The 20,440-nt window shown below is 55.9% G+C and carries 21 protein-coding genes and 2 pseudogenes; 8 read left to right on the forward strand and 15 right to left on the reverse strand.

Annotated elements, in window-relative coordinates:
• The first annotated feature begins 27 nt into the window (after positions 1–27).
• The 6 genes from BLR63_RS26790 (at position 28) to tnpB (ending at position 3,599) form a co-directional block, all read left to right on the forward strand.
• Positions 28–606, forward strand: a complete 579-nt coding sequence (locus BLR63_RS26790) for a hypothetical protein (RefSeq protein ID WP_003127304.1) — start codon at positions 28–30, stop codon at positions 604–606.
• The gene (locus BLR63_RS26795) at positions 603–2,003 is read left to right on the forward strand and encodes a DEAD/DEAH box helicase (RefSeq protein WP_003127305.1); all 1,401 of its coding nucleotides are present in this window, start codon (positions 603–605) and stop codon (positions 2,001–2,003) included. The genes BLR63_RS26790 and BLR63_RS26795 overlap by 4 nt, the downstream gene beginning before the upstream one ends.
• Before the next feature lie 90 nt (positions 2,004–2,093).
• Entirely contained in the window at positions 2,094–2,396 is a 303-nt protein-coding gene (locus BLR63_RS26800; protein ID WP_003298444.1) for a hypothetical protein, read from the forward strand.
• Positions 2,396–2,890: an inositol monophosphatase family protein gene (locus tag BLR63_RS26805; protein ID WP_017340928.1), complete on the forward strand. Its 495-nt coding sequence runs from the start codon at positions 2,396–2,398 to the stop codon at positions 2,888–2,890. The genes BLR63_RS26800 and BLR63_RS26805 overlap by 1 nt, the downstream gene beginning before the upstream one ends.
• A gap of 59 nt (positions 2,891–2,949) precedes the next feature.
• Positions 2,950–3,267 carry an IS66-like element accessory protein TnpA gene (gene tnpA / locus BLR63_RS32490; protein ID WP_010562498.1) on the forward strand — a complete coding sequence of 106 codons (318 nt, stop codon included), beginning with the start codon at positions 2,950–2,952 and terminating at the stop codon, positions 3,265–3,267.
• Positions 3,264–3,599 (forward strand): IS66 family insertion sequence element accessory protein TnpB, encoded by a 336-nt coding sequence (gene tnpB / locus BLR63_RS32035; RefSeq protein WP_010562499.1) that lies wholly within the window; start codon positions 3,264–3,266, stop codon positions 3,597–3,599. Before tnpA ends, tnpB begins: the two co-directional genes overlap by 4 nt.
• 97 nt (positions 3,600–3,696) lie before the next feature.
• On the opposite strand, the pseudogene BLR63_RS26820 reads toward tnpB, so the two are convergent.
• From BLR63_RS26820 to phnC, 6 genes and pseudogenes are all read right to left on the reverse strand, one after another.
• Positions 3,697–4,002: pseudogene (locus tag BLR63_RS26820) on the reverse strand (IS5/IS1182 family transposase); the annotation flags it as partial.
• A gap of 107 nt (positions 4,003–4,109) precedes the next feature.
• Positions 4,110–4,979, reverse strand: coding sequence for a LysR family transcriptional regulator (locus tag BLR63_RS26825; RefSeq protein ID WP_003127731.1), 870 nt, complete (start codon positions 4,977–4,979; stop codon positions 4,110–4,112).
• Positions 4,973–5,983 carry a phosphonate dehydrogenase PtxD gene (gene ptxD, locus BLR63_RS26830; protein ID WP_003127732.1) on the reverse strand — a complete coding sequence of 337 codons (1,011 nt, stop codon included), beginning with the start codon at positions 5,981–5,983 and terminating at the stop codon, positions 4,973–4,975. Before ptxD ends, BLR63_RS26825 begins: the two co-directional genes overlap by 7 nt.
• An 8-nt stretch (positions 5,984–5,991) precedes the next feature.
• On the reverse strand, positions 5,992–6,819 hold the full coding sequence (gene phnE / locus BLR63_RS26835) for a phosphonate ABC transporter, permease protein PhnE (RefSeq protein ID WP_010466252.1): 828 nt from the start codon (positions 6,817–6,819) through the stop codon (positions 5,992–5,994).
• Positions 6,820–6,827: 8 nt separating this feature from the next.
• Positions 6,828–7,691 carry a phosphate/phosphite/phosphonate ABC transporter substrate-binding protein gene (phnD, locus tag BLR63_RS26840; RefSeq protein ID WP_010562501.1) on the reverse strand — a complete coding sequence of 288 codons (864 nt, stop codon included), beginning with the start codon at positions 7,689–7,691 and terminating at the stop codon, positions 6,828–6,830.
• Positions 7,688–8,515: a phosphonate ABC transporter ATP-binding protein gene (gene phnC / locus BLR63_RS26845; protein WP_003118432.1), complete on the reverse strand. Its 828-nt coding sequence runs from the start codon at positions 8,513–8,515 to the stop codon at positions 7,688–7,690. Before phnC ends, phnD begins: the two co-directional genes overlap by 4 nt.
• A gap of 342 nt (positions 8,516–8,857) precedes the next feature.
• On the opposite strand from phnC, the pseudogene BLR63_RS26850 reads away from it, so the two are divergent.
• Both BLR63_RS26850 and ltrA read left to right on the forward strand, forming a co-directional pair.
• Positions 8,858–9,368, forward strand: a pseudogene (locus BLR63_RS26850) (IS5-like element ISPst7 family transposase); the annotation flags it as partial.
• 519 nt (positions 9,369–9,887) lie between these two features.
• On the forward strand, positions 9,888–11,156 hold the full coding sequence (gene ltrA / locus BLR63_RS26855) for a group II intron reverse transcriptase/maturase (RefSeq protein ID WP_010562502.1): 1,269 nt from the start codon (positions 9,888–9,890) through the stop codon (positions 11,154–11,156).
• Positions 11,157–11,887: 731 nt separating this feature from the next.
• Here ltrA and BLR63_RS31590 read toward each other — a convergent pair.
• The 9 genes from BLR63_RS31590 to BLR63_RS26895 all read right to left on the reverse strand — a co-directional run bounded on the left by BLR63_RS31590 (position 11,888) and on the right by BLR63_RS26895 (position 20,401).
• Positions 11,888–12,061, reverse strand: a complete 174-nt coding sequence (locus BLR63_RS31590; RefSeq protein ID WP_016712140.1) for a hypothetical protein — start codon at positions 12,059–12,061, stop codon at positions 11,888–11,890.
• Between the two features lie 319 nt (positions 12,062–12,380).
• A complete protein-coding gene (locus tag BLR63_RS32495) occupies positions 12,381–13,049 on the reverse strand; it encodes an E2 domain-associated cysteine-rich protein (protein WP_367613747.1) in 669 nt (222 codons plus the stop codon).
• A 101-nt stretch (positions 13,050–13,150) separates the two neighbouring features.
• Positions 13,151–14,695 (reverse strand): Pycsar phage resistance system uridylate cyclase PycC, encoded by a 1,545-nt coding sequence (gene pycC, locus BLR63_RS26865; RefSeq protein WP_003127475.1) that lies wholly within the window; start codon positions 14,693–14,695, stop codon positions 13,151–13,153.
• 80 nt (positions 14,696–14,775) lie between these two features.
• Complete coding sequence (gene pycTIR, locus BLR63_RS26870; protein ID WP_010562503.1) at positions 14,776–15,702, reverse strand: Pycsar phage resistance system effector protein PycTIR; 927 nt, start codon at positions 15,700–15,702, stop codon at positions 14,776–14,778.
• Positions 15,703–16,152: 450 nt separating this feature from the next.
• Positions 16,153–16,785 carry a hypothetical protein gene (locus BLR63_RS26875; RefSeq protein WP_010562504.1) on the reverse strand — a complete coding sequence of 211 codons (633 nt, stop codon included), beginning with the start codon at positions 16,783–16,785 and terminating at the stop codon, positions 16,153–16,155.
• A 143-nt stretch (positions 16,786–16,928) separates the two neighbouring features.
• The gene (locus BLR63_RS26880; protein WP_042946303.1) at positions 16,929–17,579 is read right to left on the reverse strand and encodes a hypothetical protein; all 651 of its coding nucleotides are present in this window, start codon (positions 17,577–17,579) and stop codon (positions 16,929–16,931) included.
• Between the two features lie 169 nt (positions 17,580–17,748).
• Positions 17,749–18,381, reverse strand: a complete 633-nt coding sequence (locus BLR63_RS26885) for a hypothetical protein (RefSeq protein WP_010562506.1) — start codon at positions 18,379–18,381, stop codon at positions 17,749–17,751.
• A gap of 230 nt (positions 18,382–18,611) precedes the next feature.
• Positions 18,612–19,244, reverse strand: coding sequence for a hypothetical protein (locus BLR63_RS26890; protein WP_083365976.1), 633 nt, complete (start codon positions 19,242–19,244; stop codon positions 18,612–18,614).
• A complete protein-coding gene (locus tag BLR63_RS26895) occupies positions 19,244–20,401 on the reverse strand; it encodes a DUF2515 family protein (RefSeq protein WP_010562508.1) in 1,158 nt (385 codons plus the stop codon). The genes BLR63_RS26890 and BLR63_RS26895 overlap by 1 nt, the downstream gene beginning before the upstream one ends.
• Positions 20,402–20,440 lie beyond the last annotated feature (39 nt).

A 20,440-nucleotide genomic window follows, 5' to 3' on the forward strand; every position in this document is an offset into this window, starting at 1 on the left:
TTTCGCGCTAACTCTTCTGGTGCCTCAATGAAATCGGCCTCGTTTATCTTCGACAGGCGTCTGTATGAGCTGCTTCAGGAGCCAGGGCGTACAACCTTTACGACCCGTGAACTGCGCGATGCCTATGCTGCTCGCCTGAATGGCACACATTTCCGTATCGCCGATGTGCGACGCTATGTGTATGAGCAGATCCGTCGACTAGTGCGCGCGGGCTGGGTTGCACTGGACGAGGACCGTCGTGTCCGAGGACAGGTCTACCACCTGCAGCCGATTCCGGCACACCTACAACTGGAACTGATCGACAACGGTTTTGAGAGCAGCCTTATGGCTGCCGGAGTGCCCGAACCAGACACGGCGGTACGCGACGTGGAGGCTTTGCCGGCCAATACGGATTTGCAGTTGGAGGCGCTCCACAAGGAAATCCGCTTGGACTTTCTCACTTCAATGGGCGAGGCAGAGCGATTCAAGCTGCTTCTGGACGAGATGCCGCATTTGCGCGACAAGGTTGAAGGCGATTACCTGGAGGCCAGGGATCGCAGTTCTCGCCTTCTGGGCCATTTACGCGCCATAGAAAAGACCCTCAAAACGCTCGCAGCGCCACGATGAGCAGATCGCTACGCAGCTGGCAGAACAGCTGCATCACCAAGGCGTTGGAGCACCTTACCGTCACGCAGCACTTCTTCTGCCAGGCAACGCCGGGAGCCGGGAAGACGCGCATGGCCGCGGAGCTGACCAGCCGACTGCTTCAGCAGGACAGAATTGACCTGGTGCTGTGCTTTGCGCCGTCCTGCCAGGTCGTGGAGGGTTTTCGTTCGACTTTTTCGGAAGTGCTAGGCAGACGTCTCGATGGCCAGATGGGTGCCGTGGGGGCGGCCTATACCTATCAGGCCATGGAATACCGTGATGAGGGATTCTGGCAGCTTCTTGATGACTACCGGGTGCTTGTGGTCTTCGATGAAATCCACCATTGCGCCGGCCACGATCCGCTCCTCAGCAATGCCTGGGGGCAGCAGATACTGCACCGGATACAGGATCGCGCTGTCTTCACGTTGGCCCTGTCTGGCACGCCCTGGCGTTCGGACGACAAGGCCATTGCCTTGGCTCGCTATTCGTCGCCCGAAGGGCATTTGATCTGCGATTACCGCTATGGCTTGAAAGACGCCATTGCCGACGGCGTGTGCCGATCCCCTCGCATTGTGTTGCTCGATAATCAGAAGGTGAAACTCACTGAAGAACTTGGCGCGGATAGCTCCGTCAGGCTGTTTCCCAGCATCGCCAAGCTTTTGGGGGAGTCACCTGTCACCTATGAGGAACTGCTGCGCCATGACGACGTGATCAATCCAATCCTCGACCTTGGCTACAGCAAGCTCAACGAGCTACGCCAGATCAAGCCTGATGCCGCCGGCTTGGTGGTGGCTACCGACATCGAACACGCTCAGCAAATAGCCCAGGCTCTGGAAACAATGGGTGAAGAGTGCCGTATCGTGACCAACAAAACCCCGGATGCGCAGCAAGTGATCAATGCATTCCGCAGCAACACCTGCCGCTGGATTGTCGCCGTAGGAATGATCAGCGAAGGCACCGACATTCCACGCCTGCAAGTGTGCTGCTATCTCAGCCGTATCCGCACCGAACTGCATTACCGGCAAGTGCTGGGACGGGTACTGCGACGCACAGGTGAATCGGATGACCAGGCTTGGCTATTCATGCTGGCAGAACCGAAGCTTCAGGGCTTTGCGGAGCGAATTGCAGATGACTTGCCGGATGACCTGGCCGTTTTGAGAGATGTGCAGATGCCTGGATTTAATCCAGACTCAAGGCCTGAACCGATGGGTGCTTCGGGCCATGTCAAGGGTATCGGCGATGCTGGGTTAGGTGGCGCAGAACCTGGTATTGGGTCGCAGGCTACGAACATCATTTCGCTGGGTGGCTTTGCAAATGAGCCCGCTTACCAGGTCAGCTTTTCCCAGCATTACCGGCAGCAGCTACTGGCTTGTTTCTGATGCTCAGCCAGTCGAGGCTGCTCGAATGATGCCGGTGTGCATGAATCCATAACCGGCCGGTGCCGCGTGGAACGTAATCGTGAGGTGCGTATGGAGGTTAGGTCGCAGGCATTGGTCGATGTCGTTGAGGATGTGATCTGCGACGTGTGCCGCTCTGGAACTCGTATCCCTGGCTATGGCCTTCAATACGGCAAGCTTGAAGCCCAATGGGGATATGGATCACAGCATGACGGAAAGCACTATCGGGTGCATCTCTGCGAGCCCTGCTTTTTCAGGGTGCTGAGTGGATTGCGTCGGGAGTGTATGGTCAATGGCATGTTCGATGATGAGCAGCCATTTTCCTCTGAGGATTTTGGCTTGGTCAGCAAGGGTAACTACTGGGAAAAGAGCTGATGACAGGACTGCGGCTGAGCGATCTTCTTGAACCCGTCATGCAGCTTGCTTACGAAGCAGGCCTACTTATTGAGTCAGAGCTTAATAGACCAGACGGCCCAAGGGGCAGTGGCTTTAAGGCAGACGTCGATGTTGAAATCGAGGTACTTCTGCGACAGCGACTGAAGCACATCCTTAATTGCGATTTTGTCGGAGAAGAAACGGGCTGCGAGCTATCAGGCCACCCATTTAGTTGGGTTGTTGACCCCAATGATGGAACAGGCGACTTCCTCAATCGTCGGCCGGGCTCTGCCATTTCTATCGGATTGCTGCATAACGCAACGCCAGTGCTGGGCGTGGTTTACGCCCCCGTCACGCCTAGTGGTCCTGACTGCATAGCATGGGCTGAGGGTGCACCGGCTTTACTGCGTAATGGTCGTCCCGTGAATAATGACCTGCAATCTGCGATCTTGGGTAAGCGTCCAGCCAAGTCACCTTCCGAACTCCAGCATTAAGGGCGATGGTGTCCGCGTATTTTTAAGCGGACGCGTTCGTCCTTAACGTTAGGATTTCCATGCGCCAACGAAGCTCTTACCCCGAACCGTTCAAGGTCCAGGTCGTTCAGGAATGCCTACAACCGGGTGCGACCGTCTCCAGCGTTGCCATCCGCCATGGCATCAACGCCAACGTCATTCGAAAATGGCTACCGCTTTACCGAGATCAGCTACCCGCGGCGTTGCCGGCGTTCGTTCCATTGAGGGCTACGCCCAAACGGCCGACTGCAGCATCGGTGATTATTGAGCTATCGCTTGGCGAGCAGTCAGTCACAGTGAAATGGCCAGTGTCCGATCCTGACGGCTGCGCCCGCTTTGTCCGGGGGCTTGCCCCGTGATCCGCATCGATAGCATCTGGCTTGCCACTGAGCCGATGGACATGCGCGCCGGCACCGAGACCGCATTGGCCCGTGTAGTGGAGGTATTCGGTGCGGCGAAGCCGCACTGTGCTTATCTGTTCGCCAACCGCCGCGCCAACCGCATGAAAGTGTTGGTGCATGACGGTGTAGGGATCTGGCTGGCCGCGCGGCGATTGAACCAGGGCAAGTTTCACTGGCCAGGCATCCACCGCGGCTCGGAAGTTGAACTCGACACCGAGCAGCTTCAGGCTTTGGTGCTCGGTTTACCTTGGCAGCGGGTTGGTGCAGCCGGTGCGATCACAGTGCTGTAGCGCCGGCCATTAGCCCATCGCTTTATCTGCGCTGATCGCCTGCTCTGGCACAATCAGCGGCATGACTTCCTCGCCCAATCTCGACCAACTGACACCTGGTGGTTTCGTCGGGGATGCGCTCCAGGTTCAGCCCGGCAAACTGGCGCAGGATCGTGGTTTCGTACAGCGCTTCCTCCATCGCTGGATCGCTGTAGCCGAACCAGTTCTGCAGCAGATGCACACGCAGCATCGCCATCAACGGGTAGGCCGGACGGCCACCTTCACCCTTCGGATAATGTGGCTCGATCAAAGCAATCAAGCCCTTCCACGGCACCACCCGATCCATCTCGATCAGGAACAACTCCTTGCGGGTTTGCTTGCGCTTGCCAGCGTACTCGGCGTCGGCGAAGGTCATCTGCTTCATCGGGAAACTCGGTGGGTGGGGTCGCGGTATTTTGCCAAATCAGAAAGTCTTTTTCAGAGTTTCCCTAGGCTGACAAGCCAAGCGCTGGATCGCAACCATCCATCACCTTATCCAGCTAGATCTGCCTCCTCCAATAAGTGCCGCACAAATCCCGGCGGGTGCAGATTTCCGGGAGGTTTGCGCCAGATCAGTTGGAGACGCTTTTCAAGCCCCGGGATGGGAAGAGCTACCAGCGCGCCACTGCGAACTTCGTCTTGTACTGCGGAAGCCATCACCAACGACACGCCGAGTCCCGCCCTCACTGCTTGTTTGACTGCCTCGGTGCTGCCTAGCTGCATACCGCTGCGAGGCACGCCCAGTTCGCCAAAGTATTCGGTCAGAAGCCGTCCGGTACCGCTACCCGGTTCACCTCCCAGCATCGGCAGGTCCACCAGACGATCACGTTCTATGCACCCTGCTTCAGCCAGCGCATGGTCGGGGCTGACGATAAGCACCAGCGGCTCGACCCGCCAGAGGCGGTGTTCGAAGTCGGGGTGAGGTAGCCACCATTCCATGATCGCGGCGTCGAGCTGGCCCGCCAGTAGCTGGTCGGCCACATCCGGGTTGGCGGCGATGCGCAGATCCACCTCGCCCCTCTCATTTGCGGTCGTCAGATAGTTGCGCACGAATGGCAGGAGAAGGTAGGTGCCGATGTTGGAGCTGGCCCCGACGCGCTCACGATTGCCATGCAGGGCTTCTAGCGCCCGGGCGTGCATGTCGAGCAAGGCGGTCGCATGCGGCATGAAGGCCAGCGCCCGTGTGGTAGGCTGGCAGCCGCTACGACTGCGCTGCACCAGCGTTACGCCGACCTGCTCTTCAAGCTTCTGCAAGTGCTGCGACACCGTCGGCTGGGCCAGCCCCAACGCCCTCGCCGCGCTCTGAAAACTGCCTGTTTGAACGATCGCTACCAGGCTCTTCAGCCAGACCGGATTCAACATGCGGCAGGCTCGGCCTTGGGCAGACGGTTCGCAGCGTTGATTGGGCGCGCACCTGCCAATGCCTGGATGATGTTCTGCGCTGCACAACGTTCAATCTCCAGGCGCACCGCGCGCACTGCCGACCCTATGTGCGGAGTGAACAGCGTATTCGGATGCGCGAGCAGCGCAGGATCGATCAGCCGCGGCCGGTCCGCGCGAGCCCAGTCTTCCATTTCGAATACATCCGCCGCATACCCGCCGAGCTGGCCTCGCTCAAGCGCCGCGAGCACGGCGGCTTCATCCACTACCGAACCACGACAGGGGTTTACAAGCAGAGCGCCCGGCCGTACGAGGGCAAGCAGCTCGGCGTTGACCAGATGCTGGGTATCGGCATTCAAGGGAAGCGCCAGCAGGATGAAGTCCGAGCTGGCGAAGAGTTCGCTGCACGCCACCCGGCGCAGGCCGAGCCGTTGCTCGGTTTGTGTATCCAGAGCCTTCGCCTCGTGGTACTGCAGGGTCGCGCCCCATCCCTGCAAGCGATCAGCCATGGCCAGTCCGATGGCGCCCATGCCAAGGATGCCGACCGTAGCGTTATCCAGCCCCGTGCCGTAGAACTGTGGTTGCCAGCCCTGGAACTTGCCAGAGCGGACGAACGCATCTGCTGCCCGCAGATGCCGCCCCAGCCCCACCGCCAGTCCGATCGCCAGCTCGGCAGTCGGGACCGTCAACAGATCAGGCACGAAGGTCAGCCAGACCCCGCGGGCAGTACAGGCGTCCACATCGAAATTGTCGAAGCCCTTGAGCGCGCAGCCGACTACACGCAGCTCAGGGCAGGCTTGAAGAAAGTCTGCATCGACCCGATCGGGCATGAACGCCATCATCGCCTGAGCATCGCGGCAGCGGCGCAGAATTTCCTCGCGCGGCAGCGTGCTGTCGGTCTGGTTGGTCATCAGCTCGCAATGTGGCGCCAGCAGTTGCAGGATCTCATCGTGTACTCGGTGAGTTATAACGAGTTTCGGCAGCATGGTTTGTCCTATTTGAAACGTTTGCGCAGCACGCCACTGAAGGCGTCTACTAGCGTGACCATGGCCAGGATGACCAGCAGGATTGCTGCAACCTCCTGGTACTGCATGATGCGCAGCGAGCCCATGAGTTCGAAGCCGATACCGCCGGCGCCAACCATGCCCATCACGGTGGAGGCGCGAAAGTTGTATTCCCAGCGGTAGATCGCCACGTCGGCGAACTGCGGCGTCACCTGTGGCAAAACCGCGTGCAGCAGCACTTGCATCGGCGTAGCCCCCGCCGCCCGAGCGGCTTCCACCGGCGCTTCGTCGACGTGCTCGATGGCCTCGGCGAAGAACTTGCCGACCATGCCGACCGAATGCAGACCCAGGGCAAGCACGCCCGGCAAGGCGCCGAACCCTACGGCTGCAACGAAGATGATGCCCATGATCAGCTCCGGCACCGACCGCAGGGCATTGAGCAGCACCCGGGCAACACCGAACACAAGGGGGTGCGGCGCCGTATTGCGCGCTGCAACGAAGGCCACCACCAGCGAGAACACCACTGCGATGGCCGTACCGGCGATGCTCATCGCCAAGGTGTCGATCAAGGGGCGAATCCAGCTTCGATAGCCCGAAAAGTCTGGCGGCATGGCCTCGCCTGCCAGGGTCGCGATGGAGGGCAGCCCGTTCAGCAGCGTGGTGGCATCGAGCAGCCCCACGTACCAGCAGGCCAACAGCACCACTCCGAATACAATCGCCACCTGCCCCAGCTGGCGCCACCAACCGAGGCCGAAGCCTCGAAGGATGTGCTCGCGTTGCTCTGCAGGCAGCGCCTGCACGTCGTAATGAGTAGACATATCGGTGCTCACATCGTGGCGAAGTCGAGGCCGAGCAGCGATCCCATGTTGCGGATCACATCGTAGTCGGCGTCGGTGATTGGCGCGAAGGCCTCGGCCTTGAAGTTGCGCAGCACTTCGGGATCGTCGATACCGACGAATACATCCCGCACCTTGGTTTTCAGCTCGGGGCTCAGGTTCGAGCGCATCGCCCAGGGGTACTGGGGGTATTCGCCGCTGTAACCAAGTACTTTCACCTTGCTCGGATCGATTAGGCCACGTTCGACTGCGTGATTGAAAATTACCTCCGACAGCCCACCCGCATCGGCGTTGCCGTTCGCCACGTTGACGGCAACGGCGTCATGCGTGCCCACAAAATGTTGTTCGTAGTCCTGCCCACCCGTCAAACCGGCCGTCTCAAGAAGCACGGCTTTGGGAATCAAATGGCTGGACGTCGATGCCCGGTCACCATAGGCCATCTTCTTGCCCTTAAGGTCGGCATACTCATTCACGCCTGACGCCACATTGGCGATAATCACCGAGCGATAGGTCGGCTTGCCGTCGATGACCATGGCAGCGAAGGGCTCGATGTCGCTTTTGCTTTTGGCCATGACGTAGGACAGCGGACCGAAATACGCCAGGTCGATACGGCCAAAGCGCATCGCCTCAATCATCGAGGAATAGTCGGTGGTTACGATCAGCTGCACCTTCTTGTCCAGATGCTCTTCCAGATAATCCTTCAGCGGCTGGTTACGCTTGATCAGCTCGGAGGCGTTTTCGTCCGGCAGCAGGGCAACCTTTAGCACATCCGGATCGGCATCGGCCGCTAGGGCGGACAAACTTGAAACAGCGGACAGCAAGCAAGTCAATAAGAGCGCGGATAAGCGTTTCATCGGGACATCTCCAGTGAAGGTTCGAGCATGACAGGTGGTTCAGCCGGAGCATTCGCTGGCTGAGTCGTAGAGCGGCCTGCATAGATGCGCTCAAGCTGCGCATCGGTGAGTTCCGAGGGCGCGGCATCGAAAACGATCTGAGAATCGGCCAGCCCGACGACGCGATCGGCGAAGCGGCGGGCATATTCGAGTTGATGCAGCGAAACGATGGCGGTGATGCCGTCTTCCTTGCAGATGTCGCGCAGCAATCCGAGAACACGGACCGAAGTGGCCGGGTCGAGACTGGCTACCGGCTCATCGGCCAGAATGATCGCCGGCTGTTGCGCTAGCGCACGCGCGATGCCTACCCGCTGCTGCTGGCCACCGGACAGTTTGTCCACCCGGCTTAGCGCCTTGTCTGCCAGACCGACCCGAGCGAGGCAACTGAGCGCAATCTCCTGATCGGCACGCGGCAGAGGAAACAGCGAGCGGAGCGTGTTGTGAAAGGCCAGCCGACCGGTAAGCACATTAGCCAGTGCGCTTTGACGTTCGATTAGCTGGTGGTGCTGAAAGATCATGGCGGTACGCCGACGATGCTGACGCAAGGCCGAGCCGCTGCCGAGTTCACCGAGTTCGCTGGTGACACTGCCGCCAGTGGGCGTGACGAGTCGATTGAGACTACGGAGCAAGGTCGACTTGCCTGCGCCCGAGAGACCAAGCAGCACGGTGAACTCACCACGCCGAAATGCAATCGAGGTATCGCGTAGGGCTGTCACGCCGCCTGGATAGACGACGCTCAACCGGTCGACCCGCAGCACGGCGTCCTGTATCGGATGGGGCGTCATTTGATCACCTTTCGCAATATTGCTGGCCGCACAATTGCGGTTCGCGATGCAAAGGGTAGAAATTCCTTGTTAACGCACTGTTTCTAAAGGATGACATTTCGATGAATACTTCGAATCTGCCGTAGCGGGGCGGCAAGCGAAGCCGTGGAAGAACGGGCGCAACGTAGCGTCTTTCTTCACGCGGGATACAGGAGGCTTTGATTGATACTGCTGCGGATTCGCTACAGTAACGTTGGGCCAGAACGTAATGCCATCCAAGCAAGAGAGCGCACACTAGGGAAACTCTGAAGAAGACTTCCAGATTTTGGCAAAATACCCGGATTCCACCCACCGAGTTTCCCGATGAAGCAGATGACCTTCGCCGACGCCGAGTACGCTGGCAAGCGCAAGCAAACCCGCAAGGAGTTGTTCCTGATCGAGATGGATCGGGTGGTGCCGTGGAAGGGCTTGATTGCTTTGATCGAGCCACATTATCCGAAGGGTGAAGGTGGCCGTCCGGCCTACCCGTTGATGGCGATGCTGCGTGTGCATCTGCTGCAGAACTGGTTCGGCTACAGCGATCCAGCGATGGAGGAAGCGCTGTACGAAACCACGATCCTGCGCCAGTTTGCCGGGCTGAACCTGGAGCGCATCCCCGACGAAACCACCATTCTCAACTTCCGCCGCTTGCTGGAGAAACACGAGCTGGCGGCCGGCATCCTCGCTGTCATCAATGGCTCTGGGCGACCGCGGCCTGTCGCTGCGCCAGGGCACCATCGTCGATGCAACGCTGATCAATGCGCCCAGTTCGACCAAGAACAAGGACGGCAAGCGCGACCCGGAAATGCACCAGACCAAGAAGGGAAACCAGTATTGTGTGTCACGAACACAGGTCAGATGACCTGTGCTGCTGTGCCGAAGATGGAAGTAGGCCTTCCGAAGTCGGCTTGCAGGAGCGGACTTCAAACCACCCGGTGCTGCTGCATCCAAAAGGTGTGGTGGTGAGCGACCGAGGAAAAGTCATCCCTGAGGATGGCAGGTGAGTATGGAGAAGATGAGCGAAAGCAAACCGTCCGATGACGCATCGTTATGCCCAAGGTGCTGCCGAAACTGAGGTGGAGTACTGGCTTCAGGACAAGTCGGGGCGTTACCTGCTTACGGACCCGATGGCAGCCGGTGTATAGGCGGCATGATCTTCATACAGGCTTTGGTACGGAACGTGAGAACCTTGTTCCAGATGCGAAGGAAAATGACAAATGGCCAACACCATGAGGAAGAATACCGATGCTGGAACGAGGGGCGGAGCTTCCCGTAGTAGCGATGAAGCCTCTGTAATGGAGGTGGAGCGAAGGGGCGGCGTTATCCGGCCGACGAGCGTTGCCAACCTCCGGGGATGAGTGGCGTGAGCTCGGCGAAACCTTATGACATAGCGAAACGCACGGTATGGGACGCCTACCAGCAGGTCAGGGCCAACCGCGGTGCTGCCGGCATCGACGATGAAACCATCGCCGATTTCGAGCGGGATCTGTCTAAGAATCTCTACAAGCTGTGGAATCGGATGTCGTCGGGGTCGTACTTCCCGCCTCCGGTCAAGCAAGTAGAAATTCCCAAGGCATCGGGAGGCACGCGCAAGCTGGGAGTGCCCACGGTTGGTGATCGTGTCGCGCAAACCGTGGTCAAGCTTCTCATCGAGCCGGAGCTGGACTCGATCTTCCACTCGGACTCCTATGGGTACCGGCCGGGACGATCAGCGAAGCAGGCGGTGGCGATCACGCGTGAGCGCTGCTGGCGATACGACTGGGTGGTGGAGTTTGATATCAAGGCAGCCTTCGATCAGATCAATCATGGGTTGCTGATGAAGGCGGTGCGCCTGCACATCAAGGAGGACTGGATACTTCTGTACATCGAGCGGTGGCTGGTTGCGCCGTTCGAAACGGATGACGGCATGCGCGTCCCACGCGAACGCGGCACCCCGCAAGGTGGAGTGCTCAGTCCCCTCCTGATGAATCTGTTCATGCACTATGCCTTCGACACCTGGATGCAACGTACCAGCCCCAACTGCCCGTTTGCCCGCTACGCCGATGATGCGGTGGTGCACTGCCGCAGTCGAAAGCAAGCGGAGTACGTGATGCGCTCCATTGCTTCACGGCTGGCTGCCTGTGGCTTGACGATGCACCCGGAGAAATCGAAAGTCGTGTACTGCAAGGACAGTAACCGTCGCGCAGGTTATCCGCATGTGAGCTTTACCTTCCTCGGCTTCACCTTTAGGCCGAGGAAGGCGCTCAGCAAACAAGACCAGCTCTTCACGAGCTTCCTTCCGGGAGCGAGTGCGGATGCCTTAAAGCGGATGCGGCAAGCGGTACGCAGGTGGCGACTCAATCGCCAAACCCACGTGACGCTGGTCGACGTGGCTCGGCTCTACAATCCAGTGATACAGGGGTGGTGGCAATACTATGGCTCGTTCTATCGGACAGCCATGCTTGGCATCTTCCAGCACATTGACCGCGCGCTTGAACGCTGGGCCCGACGAAAATACAAGGCCCTTCATAGGCGCAAGCGGCGCATTAGCCAATGGCTGGACAAGATGCGGACTGTGGTACCCCGGCTGTTTCATCACTGGCGAGTGACCGGGCAGCAAGGTTGGATAACGGGAGCCGTATGACGCGAGAGTGTCACGTACGGTTCTGCGAGCGGCTGCGGGGGCAGTTCCCGCGGCCGACTCACCATTTCGGCAGTGCGACCTGAAAGTCGCATGGGTTTCTGTTCCGCAGGTTAACGCCCGACGGAACCGACTGTTCCACCACTCGTTCCCTACCCAGACAGGCGTGGCCGGTAACAGCCGGGTCTGAAGCTCTGGGGACAATGTAACCGCCGATATTTCGGTAGGTCGAACCGCGAGGCCAGACTGAATCTGCCAGCATCAAGGCGGAGAGGCGCTAGGGATGAACAGGTACCCGCCAACTGCACGGGGGTGATGGTGCTCGCTTGGCGACTGGCTTCTTGCTGGAGGTTAGAGATTGCTTCGGCAATTGCCTTGGTCTGAGCCACATAGCTGCCGGATAGGTTGGCAATCACAATGCAGCAACGCGGTAACTCCAGAGCGGCGCTCATCAGGCAGCTGAGTGTGTAGGTGCTCACGGTAGCCAGCGTACCGCCGCCGATGACAGTAGTGCTCGCGTTTTCAAGGTAGGGCGGCAACTCATCGAGCATGATCAGGGTCGGTTTGTCCCCGATAATTTTCTTCCAGCCAGCCTGATCGACCGCGCGAGGGCCATTGACCCAGTAGGGCTTGATGGCTTCCTCTTCGCCTAGTTGGGTAGTCGCGAATGATGGGGTTGAATGTGCATGCCTGCTTGACTGTCTTGAGCATCTGCTCGACTCCCTGAGAAATACTTAATCGTTGCTCGACTGACTGGAGGGTGGGGTGGGCTGCGGAATGGAAAGCTCCTGACTCACCTGCTGCAGAAACCACTCACGCATGGTCAACCCACGCGCCTTGAGTGCGGCGTAGATCTGCTGCTTTTGGGCAGGATCAACCTCGATCACAACGCGATTGCTAGTTTTCATAGGCATGGGCACCTGGCTTAGGTTTGTAACGTGACGTGATGTTATGTTCGAAGGGGAGGGGCTGGAAGCCCTGGCGTACATTAATTTATTTTCTCTTTTAGGAGCATCTTGAGGTAGGCCCCCGTGGCCTGGCCGTTACTTCTGCCAAGTACTAAAAACGGGGTACCGGCCGGTCATCATGGCCTTCGACTGCTCAGGGTTAAGATCCTGTTGTTGCTCCTGCCAGTTGCCTGATCAGACGAAACGTCCCCGGTATGAGCGGCGGGCTGCTAGTCCAGATGCCGACTCGCCTGGGGACCAGCCCGAATTACACCGGGACTTATGGGCTGAGTGGGCAGCTATCGCAGGAACCACAGCAAGGCTTGCCGTGCATGGAGTCCCAATATTGCCGCTCAGCCTCTTCCCAGTCCCGCAATGCGAAAGCCAGTTCGGTAGCCTGCTTTGCATGGTCATGGCAGCGTCGAATTCGTTTAGGACGGCGGCGTCCATACAGGCCGCAGAAGCAGCGCCTTTTTTGGTTGATTACCCGCCGGGACTTTTCCCACACGCTAAACAAAGGCACTGTTCCGGAGATCACATCCAAGATAGGTCGCTCTTTGGACTTTCTGCGCTTGAGCCCTAGCTGATTTACCGCAAGATCGTTAGCGATTTTGCCACTGATTGCGCTCGCAGCCTTCTGCGCTCGCAGTTGATGTCGAGCTGCGTCGCCGTGTGCCCACGCGGAACCATTCGGCCATCTGCGCAGAGTGCGAGCGCGCTCTTGAAGCTTTAGGTATTTGTAGATTGTCTCAAGCCAGGCACGAGCGGACGGCTCGTCTGAGACAGGAAGCGGATTGGCGCCCGCGTAAAACAGACAGAACGTACCATCATAATTGATGTGCCGTTCCGGGCAAAAGCCTGGCAAGTGATGTGGTGTGCTTTCGCGTGCTTCTATCCATTCACCGTCTTGGCGTAAATGCAGCTTGTAGGGGAGCGTTCTCCCGTCCACCAGCCGAATCGGAAGATCAAGCGTTGCTGTCTGCGGAACGGATGTTACACAGGTACCCCCGAAATCTGGGGCGACCTGTGCAATCAGGTCGAGCGCTGTGCTCAACGGCTGCCGTCTACTTTCTGGCGGGAGTGGGGCTGCACCTGACGCTCATCTGCGCGAATGATGGCGGCGGAACCCGCATAGGCTTCCGAGCGAGCTTGCTTCGCAGATGCGTCCCCATCATCTGCCAGGGCTTCGGTAGCTTCGTTGTAGTCCAGGTGTGATGTCTTACGACTCTTCCCAAACAGGTTCTGCACAGCTTTCGATGCTGCGTCGTAAGCTACTTGCCCGATCGCGGTTTCCACCCCCGAACACGCGCATTGGCGTTTCTCAGACTCGATCACGCTACGCCCGATAGCGCACCTAACTCTATTACCCTTGGCGCCCAGGCGCGTGACGGCTATTGGGCCCAGATCGAAGCCAATCGCGAGGCCGAGGTCGCCGGTTTCAATACCTTCGGCGTTCAGCCGCTCAATTGCGAGATTGAAGCTGCTGCGCAGTGCACCTGCTAGCCGTGTGGCCTCGGATACTGACTTCTCTTCGTCAGTAGTATGCGCGGTGCCGTCACAGGATAGGGCTTGCACGCAGTCTCCGATGAAGCGCACCCGGCGCCCTTCGAAGTCGGAAGTCACGACCCGCTCCAGCTCGGAGCGGATGACATGCAAAGTCCGCACGACATCGTCGGTCTTCTCGTTGATGTGATCGGCCACGTAGGCTGTGAAGCCATCAATATCGGCGTAGAGGCTCACCATCTCCTGTCGCTTCGAGTTGGCCGGAGTCAGCGAGTAAATGTCCATATCACGCAGGGGTGGGGTTTGGCGGGAAAACTGGTAACCGCCAATGGGGTTCTTTTTCAGATCCTCACGCCACTCCTCGACGATCTCGTCGGACGTGACATCCAGCTTGGCCGCATCCTGACATGCCTTGATCTCTATCGCGGTTAGGGCAGATTTTTCCGGCTCATCGCTTTCCGCAAGGCCGATGGCCTTACGAGCATTGTTGGTCAGATAGATACCCCTGGCCTTGTTATTACTGGCCAGTTTCGCGGCATGGTTCGCTGGATCGCCCAGGAACAAGGGTTCGCGGTACCCGCTGCGGCCATTGTTTACAGCAAGAGCTAGGCCGGTATCGATGCCAATTCGAACCTTGGCTGCTGGGATTTGCTCATCGTCGTCGCCCGTCTCTGCAAGCACGTCAATGATCAATTGCGCAGTCGCAACGGCGCGTTGAACACGCTTGGTCTCAGCGCCGGACTCAGTGTTGTACGGCTTAGTGAAAAGGGAGTGCAGCCGCTGACTGTGGAAGTCGACGCGGCGCGCATCAACCTTGTTGAGAATTCGCTTGACTGCCCGGTAGTGCTGGTCAAGAAAGCGCAGCGTGCGCTTGTGACACTCTGTGCCCTCGACTGCAGTGATGTTCAGCATGTCCTCGAGATTCATGATGTCCGCATACATGTGGACCCCATCCACGCGGTACGCGGTACTGGTAGGAATCGATTCCAACGACATGTCGCGCACGTAATCCTTGATGGTGATTTCCTCAACATCAGCGATCTTCTGGTCTATGTGTTTTGCAGCGCGATCATGGTTCCAGCTCTTGCTCATCGATCACTCCTTCGGGTGATTGGGCGCGCTGCAATGCGGTAGGCAAGCGCATGCCAAATTTGCTTGTTGACAGATATCCGTTACTTCGGTCCTAGCTTGTTGAAAATGGTGCGTAGCTGATTGCAGGCTGGAGATAGGCTGGAGGGCAGCTGGTCTTCACTTTTCGTTAGGCGATATCCGATGGTTGTCAGCCCTTTCAGATCTGACGGCAGATGTACCTCGTCACCCCTAGGCTCAAGAAGGAAGGTTCGTGCCCTGCCAAGTCGTCCTACGAACAGGCCAAGCTCGAAAATGACGTTGTCGCGCGGCGTATTCTTGGTTTCCTCGCGCATTGTGACGGAGTCGTCCGGCTGTGCGATTGCGATGGCAAAATCGCACTCGTCCAGTTGCTCTTCGAGGCTTTCAAGGGCGTACTGCGATGCGCGGAAAACGCCTTGTGTCCAGGTCTTTACGAAGAACTTGTCGTGCTCAAGGTTATTCTCGATTGCCCGGGCAATAGGGAGTGCCTCGACCGAGCAAATGATGAATACGTGGGATGACTGATGGGCAGGAAGCACCATGTCGTTTCGCTGGTGTAGTCGATCGACCAGTTGCCGAGTGACCTGTCGCCAAACCGAGGGATACGCGTCCGCAATGGACTTGAAGTCTGCCGCGCTGACCTTCAAGACAATCGAGGGCTCGGTGGCCAGTACAGTAGCAGAGCGCTTCGCTGTTGGGACCAGAGCAGCCATTTCTCCGACGTGATCGCCGCCCCCTCGTGTTGCGACTTCACGATCATGGACCTTCACCTGGAAATGCCCTGTGATGATGAAATAAACCTCGGAGTCCTCCGCGTCCTCGGTAATGAGCACAGCATCCTTAGCGATCTCCTCCAGCGTTCCTACCTCTGCGAGGCGGCGTGCTAGGTCTTGATTTCCGAGTACCAGCTTCTGCTCAAGCAGTACTTCCTCAAGAACGGCGCGGCCTGACGGCCCTTCAAAGCGATCGATCAACTTCCCAGTAGTCATGATGGTGAGCATTCCCTTGCGAAGAGGTTGCGGGGGCGTTCACAGAGAAATGGGGACGTGCGTCACCCTTTCAAGGGGCGCTGAAGAAAAGATCTGGGCATGGCGGGCGCTCAGGGACGCAGGTTCAAACTCTGTTTGATTGCATTCGGGAGTAGTGGGCCGAATGTTCAGTGTCAAACATTTTGTGCTGTAAGACCTGACGTGCTCTGGTACACCTGTCAAACCTTCTCTTGATTGGCGTCAGTTTTTGTCAATCAATGGGGGTGAGTTTGACGGTCAATGGGGAGTCGCCGAAATAGCATCATAGGTAGGGATTACGGGCGATTTGGCGGTGTCAATCGAAGGAACGTAATTTGATACCTGACATTATTGGCCGGACGACCCACTGGTAGCCGAGGCGACGGCGCGGATCAAACCGCGTAAATAGGGGGGAGTTGAGAGGGATATTGTTTATCTGTGGCTATAGTCCCTTCCCACACTGACATCGATTAGGTACCTCGCGGTATTCGGATCACGCTCATCGCGACGGGCGTAGCATTTGACGATGAGTGACATGCCGTATTTGCGAGGTACTAGAAGCGTCGCAACGACGACTCTATCGAATAGTAAACTTTGTAGGGCGCTTCTTTCAGTCTTGGTGCCTGTCTTGATCCAGCTGTAATCTTGGTCGTCATCCTTTGGTATCCATCCGGCACTTTTTAACATTCTCTGAATATGGTCGAGCAATGGAATTAATTGGTCGAAAGGCAAGGTTTCAAGCATCGGAGAGGTGGTGATAGTCACGACTTTCCAATCACTAAAACTTACGAGGCCGAATTTTGTCGGAGGTAAGGTGAAACCGTGTTCAGGGTCGTCGAACTTCACAATGACCGAACCTCTAAGCCAAACGGAGTCTGGCTCCGGCGGATCACTTGGATAGATCACTGTTTTGGTTTTGATCGGAAATGTCGAGTCTCGTGCTACACGTTCATAGGGCTTTCCGATGTGAGCGGAAATGACAGTAGTGGTTTTGGGGTCGCGGGTGATATAGATTAAAAGACATGATGAAATAAAAACTAGTGCCCCAAGGCGTAGTCTTTGCATTGGTTAATTCCTTTGTTATGGGTAACTTGGAAAAGGCGAGGTTTGTTATGGGTTGTGCGTGATTAAAGTTTTAAGTTGGCTGTTAAGTTGTAGTGCTGCTCGTGTTACAGATCTCATGCGTTACCATTCGTTCGTCAAATCACCTAGGGGCGTTGAGGGGGGGGGCTGTTGCTGAAATCCTCTCCAATACTGACATCAATCAGATATTTCGCCGTGCTCGGATCGCGCTCGTTGCAGCGCACATAACATTTGACGATCAGCGACATGCCGTATTTGCGAGGTATCATAAGCGTCGCCGTTCTGGCGTTATTGAACAATGAGCCTTGTAAGGCGCTCCTGTCGGACTCACTCTCTATCTTGACCCAAGTGTAATTCTCGTTGTCGTCTTCTGGTATCCATCCGGCTTTTTTTAGTATCTGCTGAAGATGGTCGAGTAGTGGAATTAACTGATCGAAAGGCAAAGCCTCAAGCATCGGGGAGGTGGTGAGGGTTGTTACAACCCCTTTGTTATAGCCTATAACGCCGAACGTTGTTGGGGGTAAGGTGAAGCCGTGTTTAGGATCATCAAAATTCACAATGGTTGGGCTGGTAATCCAGGTTGAATCCTCTACTGGAGGCGTCGTTGCGCGCATTGCAGTATTGGATTTTACTGGGAATGTTGAATCATTAAGGATGTCTACGTAGTGTTTTCCCACATGCAGGGAAATAGTGCCGATTTTTCCGGGAGCACGGTTGAGATGAAACATAAAAACAGCCAAGGTTGCGGATAAGATGCTTAGATGTAATTTGCGCATTACTCTGTTTTCTCAGTCTTGGCGATTTTCATTATGTAAATTCTTAACTTTTCTTGGCGGGTTGGAGTTTTACGTTGGCTGTAAAGGAGTGTTGCTCCTTTTTTGCGTTTACCCCTGTTCGCCAAAACATCAAGGAGGCTTCCACGCTGGGAATCGAGAGGGCCATTGTTTATCTGCTGCTATAGTCTCTTCCCACACTGACATCGATTAGATATCTCGCCGTGTTCGGGTCACGCTCATCGCAACGGGCGTAACATTTTACGATGAGCGACATGCCGTATTTTTGAGGTACTAGAAGCGCCGCGCTGACGGCTTGTTTGAATAGGAGGCTTTGTAGCGCGTTTCTATCGGCTTCATTCTCTATCTTGAACCAAGAGTGTCTTTCGCCTTCAAATTCCGGCATCCATCCGGATTTTTTTAGCATCTGCTGAATATGGTCGAGCAGTGGAATTAGCTGGTCGAAAGGTAAGGTTTCAAGCATAGGGGACGTAGTGATGGTCACGACTTTCCAATCACTAAAACTTACGAGGCCGAATTTTGTCGGAGGTAAGGTGAAACCGTGTTCAGGGTCGTCGAACTTCACAATGACCGAACCTCTAAGCCAAACGGAGTCTGGCTCCGGCGGATCACTTGGATAGATCACTGTTTTGGTTTTGATCGGAAATGTTGAGTCTCGTGCTACACCTTCATAAGTCTTTCCAATGTGAGCAGAAATGACTGTAGTGGTTTTGGGGGCGCGGGTGATATAGATTAAAAAACATAATGAAATCAAAGCTAGTGCCCCAAGGCGTAGTCTTTGCATTGGTTAATTCCTTTGCTATGGATAACTTGGAAAAAGCGAGGTTTGTTATGGGTTGTGCATGATTAAAGTTTTAAGTTGTATTGCTGCTCGTGTTGTAGGTTTCATGCGTTGCCTTTTGTTCGTCAAATCACCCTGGAGCGTTGATGGGGCATTTACAAACTCTATACGTTGACCCTTGTTTGCCAAAATATCAAGGAGACTTCCACGCTGGGAATCGAGAGGGCCATTGTTTATCTGTTGCTATAGTCTCTTCCCACACTAACATCGATTAGATATCTCGCCGTATTCGGGTCGCGCTCATCGCAACGGGCGTAACATTTGACGACGAGCGACATGCCGTATTTACGAGGTATTAGAAGCGTCGCGACGACGACTTTATCGAAGAGTAAGTTTTGTAGGGCGTTTCTTTCAGTCTTGGTGCCTGTCTTGATCCAACTGTAGTCTTGATCGTTATCTTTTGGTATCCATCCGGTACTTTTTAGCATCTCCTGAATATGGTCGAGCAATGGAATTAATTGGTCGAAAGGTAAGGTCTCAAGCATCGGGGAAGTGGTGATGGTTGTAACTTTCCATTTGTTGAAACCTACGAGGCCGAATTTTGTCGGAGGTAAGGTGAAACCGTGTTCAGGGTCGTCGAACTTCACAATGACTGAACCGTCAAGCCATACTGAGTCCGGCTCCGGCGGGTCACTTGGATAGATCACTGCTTTGGCTTTGATCGGGAATGTTGAGTCTCGTGCCACACCTTCATAAGTCTTTCCAATGTGAGCGGAAATGACTGTAGTAGTTTTGAGGGGGCGGGTGATATAAATTAAAAAAAATAATGTAATCAAAGTTAGTGTACTGAGGCGCGATATTCGCATTAGTTAATTCCTTCGCCACGGGCAATTTCGGTAATAGAAGCTTTTAATTGAGAGTAGGTGCTAGGTTTTTTTAATAAGGTATCGAATTGATTTGCTGCTCTCACTACAAATTCCATCCGCTGATCCTTGTCCGCCAAGTTTGCGATGGGATTACGGCTAAAAGAAATTTCTCGATCATCTGACGCTTTGCATTGGCTAGCCAAGGTTAATTGTATTTTTTCTGGTATTCCAGAGAATAGGCCCGTGACGAATGACACGACATCACCCGCCTGGGTTCCTCGCATTAATAGTGCAAAACGTTCTACATCATACAATGCAGGTTGAAGGATGTTTATTTGCTCGTGCCGTGCCATCGTCCGTACGCTTTCACCAATATCACCATGATCAATGTAGGTAAACGTTTCAAGGATTTCTTGCTGAAATCCGCCAAATTCAACTCTATCTGCAATCGGCCAAATTACCTCATCTTTTAACATGTTGCGTGTGCGCAAACACTCCTCCATTTCTTTAACCCCCCGCACCATAAAAAAACGATGCAACGGATAAACATCCAGAAATAGCGCGGTGTTACCCAATGCCAACATCTCATATACATAGTCCAATTGCGCCTGCACCAGAGAGCGCTGGTTATCCCCTAAAGTGATATCCGTAGTGGGTAGCGGATTTTCGGACCTGGCTTTTTCAACGTCCTCCCAAACCTTGGGGTCGATTCGACTGAATTTAAATCCAAACCCCTCATAGAGTGTTTCAGATGGTGTTTCTCGTAATTTTCGATGCGCCTCTTTTTCCATTGCGATGCCTTCTTGCAATTTCGTGGCATGCAACAACCCACACCCCACCTGCTTCGACGCAAACGCCGCCAAGCCCGCCCATTGAAACCGATTATCCGCCAGCCACAATTGCGCATATGCCGCGTTGATCCTGCGGTTGCGGGCGAGTGGGTCGGCGATGAGTACGCCGCCGGGGGCGATCCACTCTTCGGCTTCTTTTTGAAACCTTTTCCAGAGGCAGCGACAGGTCAGTATCGGCACTACGATGGTGGTCTTCGGGTTTCTGCCATCGTGGCTGGTGACGCGCTTGCAGGCGGACAGTTCGCAGGTGCTGTCCCAGAGTTTCTTGAGGTCCAGTTCGTGTGGGGTGATGCATTGGTCGGTCATGGGAGGCTTCCTTGAGGCTCAGCTCGTCCAGCGCACGAT

Source organism: Pseudomonas extremaustralis (genome assembly GCF_900102035.1).
Classification (GTDB): Bacteria; Pseudomonadota; Gammaproteobacteria; order Pseudomonadales; family Pseudomonadaceae; genus Aquipseudomonas; species Aquipseudomonas extremaustralis.